Raw genomic sequence first — 12,596 nt, forward strand, 5'->3', positions numbered from 1 at the left:
AAACCGCGCGGACCGCACCCAGCGGCCCTGTAGAAATTGGAGTTCCCCATGGCAGCAAAATCCGTTCTCGATCAGGTCATCTCCCTCTCCAAGAGGAGGGGCTTCGTTTTCCAGGCCGGTGAAATCTATGGTGGCTCCCGTTCTGCCTGGGACTACGGGCCCCTCGGCGCCGAGCTGAAGGAAAACATCAAGCGCCAGTGGTGGCAGTCCGTGGTCCGCGGCCGCGAGGACGTGGTGGGCCTGGACTCCTCCGTCATCCTTCCCCGCCAGGTATGGGAAGCCTCCGGCCATGTGGAGGTCTTCTCCGATCCCCTGGTGGAGTGCCTCTCCTGCCACAAGCGCTACCGGGCCGACCACCTCGAAGAAGAGTACGAGGAAAAGAAGGGCCGTCCGGCCGAAAACGGCCTGAAGGACATCGCCTGCGCGAACTGCGGCACCCGCGGCGAATGGACCGAGCCCCAGGAATTCTCCGGCCTGCTCAAGACTTTCCTCGGCCCGGTGGCCAACGAGGAAGGCATGCACTACCTGCGCCCGGAAACCGCACAGGGCATCTTCGTGAACTTCAACAACGTGCTCACCACCTCCCGGAAGAAGCCGCCGTTCGGCATCGGCCAGATCGGCAAGTCCTTCCGCAACGAGATCACGCCCGGAAACTTCATCTTCCGCACCCGTGAATTCGAGCAGATGGAAATGGAATTCTTCGTGGAGCCGGGTACGGACGAGCAGTGGCACCAGTACTGGATGAAGGAACGCATGGACTGGTACACCGGCCTGGGCCTCAAAGCCGAAAACCTGCGTTTCTTCGAGCACCCGCTGGAGAAGCTGAGCCACTACTCCAAGGGCACCACGGACATCGAATACCGCTTCGGCTTCCAGGGCTCCGAGTGGGGCGAGCTGGAAGGCATTGCCAACCGCACGGACTTCGACCTCACCACGCACTCCAAGGCTTCCGGCCACGACCTGAGCTACTTCAACCAGGCCACCAACGAGCGCTACACCCCGTACGTGATCGAACCGGCCGCAGGCCTGACCCGTTCCTTCATGGCGTTCCTCATCGACGCATACACCGAGGACGAGGCCCCCAACGCGAAGGGCGGCGTGGACGTCCGTACCGTGCTGAAGCTGGACCCGCGCCTGGCCCCCGTCAAGGCCGCTGTGCTGCCGCTGAGCCGAAACGAGGACCTGTCCCCGAAGGCGAAGGCCCTGGGCGCCCAGCTGCGCAAGAACTGGAACATCGACTTCGACGACGCGGGCGCCATCGGCCGCCGCTACCGCCGCCAGGATGAGATCGGCACCCCGTTCTGCATCACCGTGGACTTCGACACCCTCGAGGACCAGGCCGTGACCATCCGCGAACGCGACACCATGAGCCAGGAACGCGTCTCCCTGGACAAGGTGGAAGGCTACCTGGCCGCACGGCTGATCGGCGCCTGAGCATGGCCATCGAATACCGCGAATGGCGTGAGGGCGACGACCTTGCACTGCTCGAACTGTGGGGCGGCCCGGAGACCGAGCAGGCACGGCAGTTCCGCGGCACCCTGGCGCCCTCGGGCAACTCGCCGTGGCGCCGCTGCATCGTGGCCGAGGACGTCGTCGACGGCGTGGCCATCCCGGTGGCGGCGGCCGTCGTCCACGAAGCCTCCCTCCACCCCGAGCGGCTCTGGGCCTACATCGAGGTGGCAAAGGACCACCGCCGCGCCGGTGTTGGTTCCACGCTGCTGACCATGCTCCGGCACGAGGCGGGCCGGGCGCCGTCGGGCGTGTCCAGGCTGCGGACCAAGGTGGAACCGGGCACGCCCGGGGCCGCCTTCGCCGAAGCTGCCGGGCTGGTTCCCATCCAGCGCTCACGCCTCGTTGTGGTTGAACCCGGCGCGCTCAAGCTGCCGGTCTTCGGCGACGGCTCCGAGGCGGCTGCTTCGGAGCAGATCGAAGACCTTGCCACAGGATCGGTGGAGCTCAGCGACGTGGTGGGCCGCTACTACACGGCTGTTCACGGCTGGGACAGCCCGGGCGAACTGAGCATCGGCACGGTGCAGCGGTTGTTCCTCGATGAACTCAGCGGGGCGCACGGAGCCATTGTGCTGCGGGCACCGAAGGCCAGCGCGTTCGGCCAGGGCGTCCCGGCCAGCAGGAAGGGCCGGCTCGAGGCGTTTGCCATCAGCTACGCGGAGCTGGCCCCCGCCGGCGGGAACGCGGCAGCCGGCGGCGCAGGCTCTGCGTCGGGGCAGCCAACGGATGTGTTCGTCGGCCATGAGCCGAAGCTGTCCGGGGAGGAGGCCCGCGCTGCCGTCCGCGACCTGCTGGCGCTCATCGCGTTCCAGCACCCGGTGGTGCTGGAACTGGACGACTCGATGACTGCCCTGCGCGCCGTCGTCGAACCTTTGCTGGAGGATGGCAAGGCCAGCCTCCGGGGCACCGAAACCCTGGTGGTTTCCGACCCCGCCTAGGACCCCGAAACGGCAGGCCCGCAGTAGTCCGCTACTGCGGGCCTGCCTGCTTAAGCTTTCTGTGGGCCGCGCGTCCCCCTGGGCGCCGGGGCCCTTCGGCCTGATCAAGCCGCTGGCGTTCCTCTTCCGTGGGGGCACCGCCGCCCAGGTGCGCGGGCATCCACCATGCCCCGGGCCGCGGGGTGAGCGGAAAGTCCTTGATTGCAGTGTCGATCCCGGCCTGCAGGACCATCCTGAGCTGTTCGGTGGCAGTATCGGCGTCCTGGGCAGGGTCCGGCAAGTCCGCGGGCAGCACCAGCTCGCCCACGTGGATCCGTACCGGCGCGCGCCAGGCGCGGCGCGGTGAGAACCCGTGGTGCCGGGTCATCAGGCGGTGGCCGCCCCACACCGAGACCGGAATGATCGGCACACCGGCCTCTGCCGCCATCCGTACGGCTCCGGTCTTGCAGTGGCGGACCGTGAAGCTGCGGCTCACCCCTGCTTCAGGAAGGATGGCGATGTATTCGCCCTCGCGCAGTTTCGCGACCGCTGCGTCGTAGGCGCCGCTGCCGGGACCGTAGGGGACCACAACGTGCCCGGCGGCGCTGATGGCAGGACCAGCCAGCCAGTGGTCGGCCGCGCCCTGGGTGACGAGGTAGCGCATCTCGGCACGGTTGTTCCACCACAGGAGCAGCTCCGCGAAGGCAAAATCCAGGTACCCGAAATGGGTGATGGCAACCACGGCTCCCTCACCCGGCACCACCCGGCGGGACGGGCCGTTGAGCGGTCCCGGCAACGGCAGGTGTTCGCGGCCCGAGACAATGACGCGGATCAGGAAGAGCCGGCGCAGCGCCAGCCCGGTGCGGACGATGAAGCGGTAGAAGCGGTCGTTCGGCTGCGGCCGCCATGCCATCTCAGCGCCCGCCCGCCGGCCGCCGCGGAGGCCAGGGGATAAAGCCCGACGTCGACTCGACGTACTCCTTGTACCCTGGCCGGGCGGACATCGCCTTCTCCGTGAGCGGCTTCCCGGTCTTTCCCGCGAGCGCCCAGACCATCAGCGCGGGGGAGAGGACGGTCAGGATACCGGGCCAGGAGTCGGCGGCAACCAGGAACAGCCCGGTCCAGACGGCGGCATCGCCAAAGTAGTTGGGGTGGCGGGTGTAACGCCACAGCCCGGTGTTGAGTACCGTTCCCTTGTTGGACGGGTCCTTCTTGAACTGTGCCAGTTGCCAGTCGCCCACCGTTTCGAACACGAAGCCCACCACCCACAGGACCACTCCCAGGACGGCAACCCAGCCCACCGCGCCGGTGGCGAACATGCCCACCTGAACCGTGAGGGAGACGAAGAACATCACCAGGCCCTGGGGCAGGTAGACACGCCGCAGCGCATACACGTTGCGGGAGCCCGGGGCGTCGCTGAGCATTGCCTCGTAGCGGGGGTCCTCGTGGCCGCCGCGCGCACGCCAGCCGATGTGGGCCCCGAGGCGGAGGCCCCACACACCCGTCAGCAACAACAGCAGGAGGCGCCGGCCGTCGTCGCCCGTTCCTGCGGAGAGCAGCCACGAAACCGCGGCGATGGCAGCGAAGCCTGGCCCCCAGGCGACGTCCATGACGGAGTGCCTCCGCTGCGCCACTGCCACGGCGAAGGTCACCGCCAGGACTGCTGCCACGGCGAGGGCAGTCCACGGCAGGCTCGCCAGGAATTCGTTCAGGGGGAAATCCGCCAGCATCACAGCACCACCGGGGCGCCGGGGGCGGTTGCCGGCAACAGGGCGTCAAACCGTCCGCGGCCGCTGTCCAGCTCCACACCGGCGGTTTCCGCGAAGGCCTTGAGGACAAAGCCGGTGGCCAGGGTGTGCCACAGCCGGACCTTACGGAACATAAAATGGCCTGCCCCGGCCAGCGACACATAGCGCAGCTCCTTGGCCCGGGCGGTGGCGCGCTGGGCAAATTTCCAGGATTCGGCGGGACTCGTCCAGCGGTCCGTGGAGCCGTGCACAATGAGCACCCGGCGCCCCGCCACGTTCTCCGCCGGTGTCTCGGCACTCAGCCACGGGGCCAGGGCCACTACCGCATCCACCTGGGCATCGTCGGCGGCGCAAATGGCGGTGAGCCCGCCCATCGAGTGCCCCAGCAGGTACACGGGCACGCCCGGGTGTTCGTCATGGATCCGGGCGAGCGCCCAGCGGGCATCCTGCAGCGGTGACATGTCCGGGCCGTTCCAACCGCGCACGCTGTTGCGAAGCGTCCAGACCGCAAGCCCGTGGCTGCCGCCGGCCCGGTGCAGGTGCTTCGCGAACGGCACCATCCGGGCCGGGCTCAAGTGGCGGGCCTCAACGGGCTCGTAGCTGTGCGAGCGGCCGCCATGCAGCACGAGTGCCACGCCGCGGGTTTCTCCCGCCGCCTCGCGCACCGTCAGTACGGGCTTGGTGCTTGCGTCGTCATTCCTGCGATTACCCATGCGGGCCTCCAGACTCCTCGTCTTACAGTTATAAACCCAAGGGTTCCCGTGTTTAGTTCCGGTGTTTATTTCCGGCGCGGCCGGGGGCGCACGGGCACCCGACAACAGGGCTTCCACCTGACATTCGGAGCCGCCGCTGGTGAAGATGGGCGACCGGAGGGGCCGGTGGTTCCGCGTAAAGTTCTGGCATGAGGTTTTTCTGCTGATGGGTGCCGGACACTCGCACGGTCACACAGACCAATCGGAGCCGACACCCCGGGCTCTCGCTGCGCGCAAGCGGGCCAACTGGCTTCTCGCGGCAGTGCTGGTTCCGCTGACGCTCCTGACACTGGCGGCCATGGCCATGATGTGGCCGTCCGGGAACAAGGAGGACCTGAAGCTGGCCAGCCCGTACGCCGCCGCCCCCGGCGTGACCTTCGACACCGGCAAGATCCAGCGGGTGGTGGTGGAAAGCTGCATCCAGGGAAACACCGGCCAAAACCCGGCCGCCCAGCCCGGCACGGGCCAGGACACCGGCCAGGGCGCCACGCAGCCGGGGAGTGAGTGCACCTTCGCCTTTACCGAGCCGGACAAGGGCGGCAACCCGGTCAAAGTGGTGATCAACCCGGACGTGGTGAAGTCCCACGGCGTCAAAGTGGGGGATAACATCCGCTACCTGAACCTCTCCAACGCGCAGGGCGCGTCCGCAGGGCAGGGCGCGCCCGCCTACATCTTCGTGGACTTCGTCCGCACGCTGCCCATCATCCTGCTGGCCGTCCTTTACGCGGCCGTGGTGATCGCCGTGGCGCGCTGGCGCGGGCTGCGGGCACTGATCGGACTGGTGGGCGCCTACGCGGTGCTGGTGACGTTCATGCTTCCCGGGCTGGTGGAAGGAAAACCGCCCCTGCTGCTGGCGCTGGTGGGATCCACCGTGATCATGATCGGTGTCCTCTACTTCGCGCACGGCTTCTCGGCGCGAACCTCCACGGCGCTGCTGGGCACCATGTTCGGCCTGGGCATCACGGCCCTCCTGGCGGCCTGGGCCACCGACGCGGCAAACCTGGCCGGCGTGGGCAGCCACGATGCCGCCACGCTGGCGAACATTTCGGACAACATCTCCATCTCCGGCATCATCCTCTGCGGCCTGATCATTTCCGGGCTCGGCGTCCTGAACGACGTCACCATCACCCAGTCCTCGGCGGTGTGGGAACTGTACGAACTTGCGCCGGAGACCAGCGCCCGCCAGCTCTTCTCCTCGGCCATGCGGATCGGCCGCGACCATATCGCCTCCACCGTCTACACCATCGCCTTTGCCTACGCAGGGGCGGCGCTGCCCATCCTCATCATCGTGATGCTGTACGACCGCCCGCTCGGCGAGGCCCTGACCAGTGCTGAACTGTCCGAGGAAGTCATCAGGACCCTCGTCGGTTCGGTGGGGCTGGTGCTGGCCATCCCCGTCACCACGCTGATCGCGGTGCTGGTGGTCAAGGCCACCGGGATCAGGCCCGCTAACGGAGCGGGAACGGCCGGTTCCGTGTCCGGCCGGCCGCCGGTAACGCCCGACGACGTCGCGGACACCGGCGCGCTCGCGGCGGCAGCGGCGGTTTCACGCGGCGGGCGGACGCGCCCCGCCGGTTCCCCCGCGTCCCGTGAGCCCGGGCGGGAACCACTGCCCGGCAGCCGCCGGGCACGGCGGGCCGCAGAAGGGGAGTAGTGCGGGCCGGGCGACGCCGCAGGAGCAGCGTTCCGGCAGCCGGCTCGCCGATTTGCCCGGCTTTGAGACAATGAACGGGTGACTGTTGTAGCAACGCCTCCCGCCCCCAAGCTGGAACTCCCGCCCCTGAAGCTGGGCCCCATCACGGTGGATACTCCCGTGATCCTGGCGCCCATGGCGGGCATTACCAACTCCGCCTTCCGCAGGCTGTGCCGCGAATACGGCGGCGGCCTGTACGTTGCGGAGATGGTCACCTCGCGTGCGCTGGTGGAGCGAACCCCCGAATCCCTGCGGATCATCTCCCACGACCCCGACGAAAAAGTGCGTTCCGTCCAGCTCTACGGCGTGGACCCCGTGACCGTTGGCCAGGCCGTCAGGATGCTCGTCGACGAGGACCGGGCGGACCACATCGACCTCAACTTCGGCTGCCCCGTGCCCAAGGTGACGCGCCGCGGCGGCGGCTCCGCGCTGCCCTGGAAGATCGACCTCTTCACCTCCATCGTGCAGACGGCCGTCCGGGAAGCCTCCAAAGGCGGCATACCGCTGACCATCAAGATGCGCAAGGGCATCGATGAGGACCACCTGACGTACCTCGACGCCGGCCGGATCGCCCGCGATTCCGGAGTTGCCGCCGTCGCGCTCCACGGCCGCACCGCCTCGCAGTTCTACTCCGGCCAGGCGGACTGGTCAGCCATCGCACGGCTGCGTGAGGCGCTGCCGGACGTTCCCGTGCTGGGCAACGGCGACATCTGGTCCGCCGAAGACGCCGTGCGGATGGTCCGGGAAACCGGCGTGGACGGCGTGGTGGTCGGCCGCGGCTGCCAGGGCCGTCCGTGGCTCTTCGGGGACCTGCAGGCCGCCTTCGAAGGCAGCGACCACCGGCACCGCCCGGGGCTCCGCGAAGTTGCCGAGGGCGTCTACCGCCATGCCCAGCTGATGATCGAAACATTCGGCAATGACGAGTACAAGGCGCTGCGGGAAATCCGCAAGCACATGGCCTGGTACTTCAAGGGCTACGTGGTGGGCGGTGAGCTCCGCGCGAAACTCGCCACCGTCCCCACCCTCGAGGTCCTGCGCGAGCTGCTGGACCAGCTGGACATGGACCTTCCCTATCCGGGGGTCGATTCCGAAGGCCCCCGCGGACGTGCCGGTTCCCCCAAGAAGCCCGCCCTGCCCAAGGACTGGCTGCTCAGCCGGCAGATGGACGCTGACCAGACACGCGACATCGCCGCCGCGGAACTGGACGTGTCAGGTGGCTGAAACCCGGACGACGGCCCCCGTGCTGCCGGGCTACGAGGCCCATGACTCCGCCCGCTGGGTGGAGGAACCGCCCAAAACCACCTACCGCTCCGACTTCGAACGGGACCGGGCACGGGTCCTGCACTCCTCGGCGCTGCGCCGGCTTGGGGCAAAAACCCAGGTGGTTGCACCGGACACGGACGACTTCGTCCGGACCAGGCTCACGCACAGCCTCGAAGTGGCCCAGGTGGGCCGCGAACTGGGCCGGGCGCTGGGCTGCGATCCCGACGTTGTGGACACTGCCTGCCTCAGCCATGACCTTGGCCACCCGCCCTTCGGGCACAACGGCGAATCCGCCCTGAACGAGATGGCGCACGCCATCGGCGGCTTTGAGGGCAACGCCCAGACCCTCCGGTTGCTGACCCGGCTGGAGCCCAAGGTGCTGGCCGCGGACGGAACCCCGGCCGGGCTGAACCTCACCCGGGCCAGCCTTGACGCCGCTGCCAAGTACCCGTGGTCGGCGTTGAACGCCCCGGTGATCCACGGCCAGCGGACCAGCAAGTTCGGCGCCTATGAGGATGACCTGCCCATCTTTGACTGGATCCGGGAGGGAGCGCCGGAGCGCAGGTCCTGCCTGGAGGCGCAGGTCATGGACCTCGCGGACGACATCTCCTACTCGGTGCACGACGTCGAGGATGCCATCGTGGCGGGCCACTTCCAGCTCCGCTGGATGGACAACCCGGACCACCGCGCCCGCGTGGTGGGCTACGCCAGGCAGTGGTACCTGCCGCACAACGATCCCGCTGCCATTGATGCCGCGCTGGCCCGGCTGGAGGCCACGGACGTCTGGGTCCGCGAGGCCGACGGCAGCCGCAAGGCGATGGCCGCGCTGAAAAACATGACCAGCCAGTTGATCGGCAGGTTCTGCCAGAGCGCACTGGAGACAACGCGGGCCGTCTACGGCCCCGAAGACCTCACCCGGTACAACGCCGAGCTGATGGTGCCGGATGAAACGGTCATGGAAATCGCCGTCATGAAGGGCCTTGCCACCACGTTCGTGATGACCACCGAGCACCGCCAGCCCATCTACGAACGCCAGCGCGAAGTCCTGCACGCCCTGGTGACGGCGCTGAACGCCACCGGGGACCGCCACCTTGAGCCGATGTTCGCTGCCGACTGGCGGGACGCGGCCGACGACGGCGCGCGTCTTCGCGTCGTCATCGACCAGGTCGCCTCACTCACCGACGGTTCAGCTATGGCGATGTACGAGCGGTTGGTCGGCAGCCTGCCGTCGCTGTGGTAAGGCCGATCAACAGCTGGTTCTAAGAATTTACACAGGAAGCGCGAGGAGTATAGAAGGACAGGCAGACCGTACGAGCAGAGCGCAAGAGACGGGAGCAGGTCATGAGTACCCGCAACAGGGGCAAGCGCCTGGCCAGCGGCATCACCGCAGCCGTGGGCGTAGGCAGTCTCGCGACCGCCGGCGTCGCCGCCGCAGCGATCTATTCGGCCACGCCGTCAGTCCTTTCCACAGCGAATTCCAGCTCGTCGACGTCCCAGGCTCCGGGAGGGGCCACTAAACCCGGGGGATCCTCCTCAAGCGGTTCCCCGTCAGGCGGCTACTCCGGCAGTACTGAGGACAACGGCGTTCGGCGCCAGCGTGGTGATGGCGGCACCAGCCCCGTGCAGCCGGGCAGCGGCGGCTTTGCCCATGGACAGTCATCGGGGTCCTGACATGGACGGCCAATCCAGCTGGACGGTCTGGGGGCTCGACGCCAGCCTCACCGTCACCGATCCGGGGCTGCTGCCGGACGCGGAACGGATAGTACGCCGCATCGTCGCTGAGGTGGACTTGGCCTGCAGCCGTTTCCGCGGCGATTCGGAGCTGATGATGCTCCAGCCCGACATGGCCGCCGGTGTCACCGTCAGCGAGACACTCCGCCACCTGATGGAACGCGCGCTCGCTGCAGCGCACCTGACGGACGGCGACGTCGATCCAACCCTTGGCGCCGACCTGGATGCCCTGGGGTATGCCAGCGGAATAGTCAGCGTGCCGCTGGAAGCAGAACCTGCGCGCGCTGCCGGCCGTGTTCCAGGCTGGCAGCGCATTGCACTCGAAGGACATACGCTGACCGTTCCTGCCGATCTCCGGCTGGACCTGGGCGCAACAGCCAAAGCTGTAGCGGCAGACCTTGCCGCGACCGAGGTGAACGCCGTCCTGGGCTGCGGGGCGCTCGTGTGCCTGGGTGGAGACCTGGCAACCGCCGGTCCGGGACCTGCAGCGTCCGGGCGCCCGGGCCCGTGGCAGATCTTCGTCCAGGACCTACCCGCCGACCCGGACCAGCATGTTGCCTTGGAACCAGGGTTCGCACTCGCCACCTCCAGTACGCAGAAGCGGCGCTGGAAGCACGCCGGAACCGATGTCCATCACATCCTTGACCCCCGCTTCGGGCGTCCCGCCCGGGCCGTATGGCGTTCTGTCACCGTGGCCGCCCGCACCTGCCTTGAGGCCAACGCGTTTAGCACGGCAGGCATTGTCCGGGGTACCACCGCCCCCGAATGGTTTACCTCGGAAGGCGTCCCGGCCCGCCTTGTGGACCAGCAGGGACGGGTTGTTGCCGTCGGCGGCTGGCCCGCGGAACACTGCACCGTGGAGGCGGGTGCTTCCCATGGATGAGGCGATGTGGGCGTTCGGAAGGGCCAGCGGGTTCATGGCCCTTGCACTGTTCACGGCCTCAGTGCTGCTGGGCATCCTCAACCGGTCCGGCCGGCCGCTGCTGGTGCTGCCCAGGTTCTCCATCAGCATCCTGCATCGGAATTTTGCCCTGCTGGCCGCGGTGTTCCTGGCCCTGCACATCGGGTCCCTCCTTCTTGACTCCTACGCCAAGCTGCGCCCGGTGGATGTCCTGGTCCCCTTCCTGGGGTCGTACCGGCCGTTCTGGCAGGGACTGGGGACGGTGGCCCTCGATCTCGTGGCGGCCGTGATGGTGACAGGCTTTCTACGGCACCGGATCGGGCAGCGTGCCTTCAAAGCCGTCCACTGGTTAAGCTACGGCGTCTGGCCCGTGGCGATGGCCCACGCGATCGGAAACGGCACCGATGCCAGCAGCGCGTGGTTCTTCCTGCTGGCGGCGGCGTCGGCGCTTGCCGTCGCAGCGGCCGTGGTGTGGCGGCTCTCAGCAGGGTTCCTCGAAACGTCCAAAGCACGTGAAGGCAGCCTCCCGTGAACCCCTTCCCTGACGTGTCCGCACAACACCTCCCGCCCGCGGGCCGGCAGGTGTCCCGGCTGCTGGCGGCAGGGCCGGACCCGGCGCTGACCCGGCATCTGGACACCTTCGGCCCTTTGGACGCCGACGCCGTGACGCCCGGATTCCTGACAGTGCTGGAGTCAGCAGGCCTTACGGGCCGTGGCGGCGCAGCCTTCGAAACGGGGCGCAAGGCCATGTCCGCGGCCCGGTCCGGGCAGAAGGGTCTGCTTCCGGTCCGGCCCGTGGTGATTGGCAACGGAGCCGAAGGGGAACCCCTCAGCTTCAAGGACCGGACGCTTCTGGCCTACGCGCCGCACCTGGTGATCGATGGCCTGCTTGCCCTGACCCGGGCACTGTCCGGGGCTCACATGTACCTGTATGTCACCGCCGTCAGCATTCCCGGTGTGCGGCTTGCCCTTTCGGAGCACCCGGATGCGCGCCGGATCGAGGTGGTGGAAGCACCCGAAACGTTCGTCTCCGGCGAGGCGAGCGCCGTTGTCAACAGGATTGCCACCGGTTCGGCGTTGCCGCTGGACCAACGCCGCCGGCTCAGTGAGGCGGGACTCAACGGGCGTCCCACGCTGGTGGTCAATGTCGAAACCCTCGCGCAGGTTGCCCTGATCGCCAGGTATGGGGCGGAATGGTTCCGCGAAGCGGGGACCCCTGCGGACCCGGGCACCCGGATGGTGTCCGTTTCCGGACCGGCTCCGGCCCGCGATGTTGTCCTGGAGGTACCCGGCGGGGCAAGCCTGCCGGACGTCCTCCGCTCCGCCGGCATGGACCCGGACTCAGTGTCCGCTGTGCTGGTGGGCGGATACCACGGCCGCTGGGTCCGGCCGGGCCCGTATGTGCTTTCGCCCACGGGGCCCGCGGGCCGTGCGGTGCGGCCGGGAGCGGGCGTTATCCACGCCCTGGGTGCTGACGCCTGCGGACTCCAGGCCACCGCGCGGATCGTCTCCTACCTCGCCGGGGAATCGGCGCGCCAATGCGGGCCCTGCATGTTCGGCCTGCCGGCCTTGGCGTCGAACCTCAACCGCATTGCCGCCGGGGAAAGGAATCCCCGGCTTCCGGAAGAACTGGACCGCCTTGCCAGGCTTGTGTCCGGGCGCGGGGCGTGCCGGCACCCGGACGGAACAGCGGGGCTGGCCGGCAGCGCGCTGGAAGTTTTCGCCGACGACGTCCGGGCACACCTGAACGGCCGATGCATCGGCCCCGGAGGCCTGGCGGCGTGAGTACCTTCCTTCACATCGACTGGACCAGGTGCGACGGGCGGGGCCTGTGCACCGAACTGCTCTCCGGAATGCTGGACCGGGATGACTGGGGCTATCCCGTGGCCCGCGGCCGGGTGGGCCGCGAGCGCACCGACGTTCCCCTGGCGCCCGCTGACCTCGAGGCTGCACGTGACGCCGTCGCGCTGTGCCCGATGCTGGCCCTCAGCTTTCAGGATGACGGCCGGCGGGGGACCGGCCAGCCGGTGATCGCCGCCCGGGGGACCGCCGTCGAACGGCCACCGCGCGGTCGCCGGTAGT

Annotated in this window: 13 protein-coding genes; 10 read left to right on the plus strand and 3 right to left on the minus strand. The window is 68.4% G+C overall.

The window, feature by feature from the left end; translation table 11 throughout:
* Positions 1–48: 48 nt before the first annotated feature.
* Both AC1MDG_RS06805 and AC1MDG_RS06810 read left to right on the plus strand, forming a co-directional pair.
* Positions 49–1,434: a glycine--tRNA ligase gene (locus tag AC1MDG_RS06805; RefSeq protein WP_011691191.1), complete on the plus strand. Its 1,386-nt coding sequence runs from the start codon at positions 49–51 to the stop codon at positions 1,432–1,434.
* Positions 1,435–1,436: 2 nt separating this feature from the next.
* Complete coding sequence (locus AC1MDG_RS06810) at positions 1,437–2,447, plus strand: GNAT family N-acetyltransferase (protein ID WP_479808312.1); 1,011 nt, start codon at positions 1,437–1,439, stop codon at positions 2,445–2,447.
* A 31-nt stretch (positions 2,448–2,478) separates the two neighbouring features.
* On the opposite strand, the gene AC1MDG_RS06815 is transcribed toward AC1MDG_RS06810, so the two are convergent.
* The 3 genes from AC1MDG_RS06815 to AC1MDG_RS06825 are packed head-to-tail and all read right to left on the minus strand — an operon-like array spanning position 2,479 to position 4,887.
* Positions 2,479–3,339, minus strand: a complete 861-nt coding sequence (locus AC1MDG_RS06815) for a lysophospholipid acyltransferase family protein (protein WP_479808314.1) — start codon at positions 3,337–3,339, stop codon at positions 2,479–2,481.
* A gap of 1 nt (position 3,340) precedes the next feature.
* Positions 3,341–4,153: a DUF1295 domain-containing protein gene (locus AC1MDG_RS06820; protein WP_479809036.1), complete on the minus strand. Its 813-nt coding sequence runs from the start codon at positions 4,151–4,153 to the stop codon at positions 3,341–3,343.
* A 2-nt stretch (positions 4,154–4,155) separates the two neighbouring features.
* Positions 4,156–4,887, minus strand: a complete 732-nt coding sequence (locus AC1MDG_RS06825) for an alpha/beta hydrolase (protein ID WP_479808316.1) — start codon at positions 4,885–4,887, stop codon at positions 4,156–4,158.
* Positions 4,888–5,092: 205 nt separating this feature from the next.
* Here AC1MDG_RS06825 and AC1MDG_RS06830 point away from each other — a divergent pair, with 205 nt between their 5' ends.
* The 8 genes from AC1MDG_RS06830 to AC1MDG_RS06865 all read left to right on the plus strand — a co-directional run bounded on the left by AC1MDG_RS06830 (position 5,093) and on the right by AC1MDG_RS06865 (position 12,595).
* Positions 5,093–6,580, plus strand: coding sequence for a YibE/F family protein (locus AC1MDG_RS06830; RefSeq protein WP_479808317.1), 1,488 nt, complete (start codon positions 5,093–5,095; stop codon positions 6,578–6,580).
* 78 nt (positions 6,581–6,658) lie between these two features.
* Entirely contained in the window at positions 6,659–7,840 is a 1,182-nt protein-coding gene (gene dusB / locus AC1MDG_RS06835) for a tRNA dihydrouridine synthase DusB (RefSeq protein WP_479808319.1), read from the plus strand.
* Positions 7,833–9,122, plus strand: coding sequence for a deoxyguanosinetriphosphate triphosphohydrolase (locus tag AC1MDG_RS06840; RefSeq protein WP_479808321.1), 1,290 nt, complete (start codon positions 7,833–7,835; stop codon positions 9,120–9,122). Before dusB ends, AC1MDG_RS06840 begins: the two co-directional genes overlap by 8 nt.
* A 101-nt stretch (positions 9,123–9,223) precedes the next feature.
* Positions 9,224–9,553 carry a hypothetical protein gene (locus AC1MDG_RS06845; RefSeq protein WP_479808322.1) on the plus strand — a complete coding sequence of 110 codons (330 nt, stop codon included), beginning with the start codon at positions 9,224–9,226 and terminating at the stop codon, positions 9,551–9,553.
* Between the two features lies 1 nt (position 9,554).
* Complete coding sequence (locus AC1MDG_RS06850) at positions 9,555–10,496, plus strand: FAD:protein FMN transferase (RefSeq protein ID WP_479808323.1); 942 nt, start codon at positions 9,555–9,557, stop codon at positions 10,494–10,496.
* Positions 10,489–11,046 carry a ferric reductase-like transmembrane domain-containing protein gene (locus AC1MDG_RS06855; RefSeq protein ID WP_479809037.1) on the plus strand — a complete coding sequence of 186 codons (558 nt, stop codon included), beginning with the start codon at positions 10,489–10,491 and terminating at the stop codon, positions 11,044–11,046. The genes AC1MDG_RS06850 and AC1MDG_RS06855 overlap by 8 nt, the downstream gene beginning before the upstream one ends.
* Positions 11,043–12,299, plus strand: coding sequence for an NADH-ubiquinone oxidoreductase-F iron-sulfur binding region domain-containing protein (locus AC1MDG_RS06860; protein WP_479808325.1), 1,257 nt, complete (start codon positions 11,043–11,045; stop codon positions 12,297–12,299). Before AC1MDG_RS06855 ends, AC1MDG_RS06860 begins: the two co-directional genes overlap by 4 nt.
* Positions 12,296–12,595 (plus strand): ferredoxin, encoded by a 300-nt coding sequence (locus AC1MDG_RS06865; RefSeq protein WP_479808327.1) that lies wholly within the window; start codon positions 12,296–12,298, stop codon positions 12,593–12,595. The genes AC1MDG_RS06860 and AC1MDG_RS06865 overlap by 4 nt, the downstream gene beginning before the upstream one ends.
* Position 12,596 lies beyond the last annotated feature (1 nt).

The sequence above is a fragment of the Arthrobacter sp. AIWTK1 genome, from assembly GCF_056680535.1.

What these genes read in the sequence shown, in the direction of transcription:
- AC1MDG_RS06805 (WP_011691191.1), top strand. Translation starts at nt 49, where the DNA reads ATGGCAGCAAAATCCGTTCTCGATCAGGTCATCTCCCTCTCCAAGAGG.
- AC1MDG_RS06810 (WP_479808312.1), top strand. Translation starts at nt 1,437, where the DNA reads ATGGCCATCGAATACCGCGAATGGCGTGAGGGCGACGACCTTGCACTG.
- AC1MDG_RS06815 (WP_479808314.1), bottom strand. Translation starts at nt 3,339, where the DNA reads ATGGCATGGCGGCCGCAGCCGAACGACCGCTTCTACCGCTTCATCGTC.
- AC1MDG_RS06825 (WP_479808316.1), bottom strand. Translation starts at nt 4,887, where the DNA reads ATGGGTAATCGCAGGAATGACGACGCAAGCACCAAGCCCGTACTGACG.
- AC1MDG_RS06830 (WP_479808317.1), top strand. Translation starts at nt 5,093, where the DNA reads ATGGGTGCCGGACACTCGCACGGTCACACAGACCAATCGGAGCCGACA.
- AC1MDG_RS06845 (WP_479808322.1), top strand. Translation starts at nt 9,224, where the DNA reads ATGAGTACCCGCAACAGGGGCAAGCGCCTGGCCAGCGGCATCACCGCA.
- AC1MDG_RS06850 (WP_479808323.1), top strand. Translation starts at nt 9,555, where the DNA reads ATGGACGGCCAATCCAGCTGGACGGTCTGGGGGCTCGACGCCAGCCTC.
- AC1MDG_RS06855 (WP_479809037.1), top strand. Translation starts at nt 10,489, where the DNA reads ATGGATGAGGCGATGTGGGCGTTCGGAAGGGCCAGCGGGTTCATGGCC.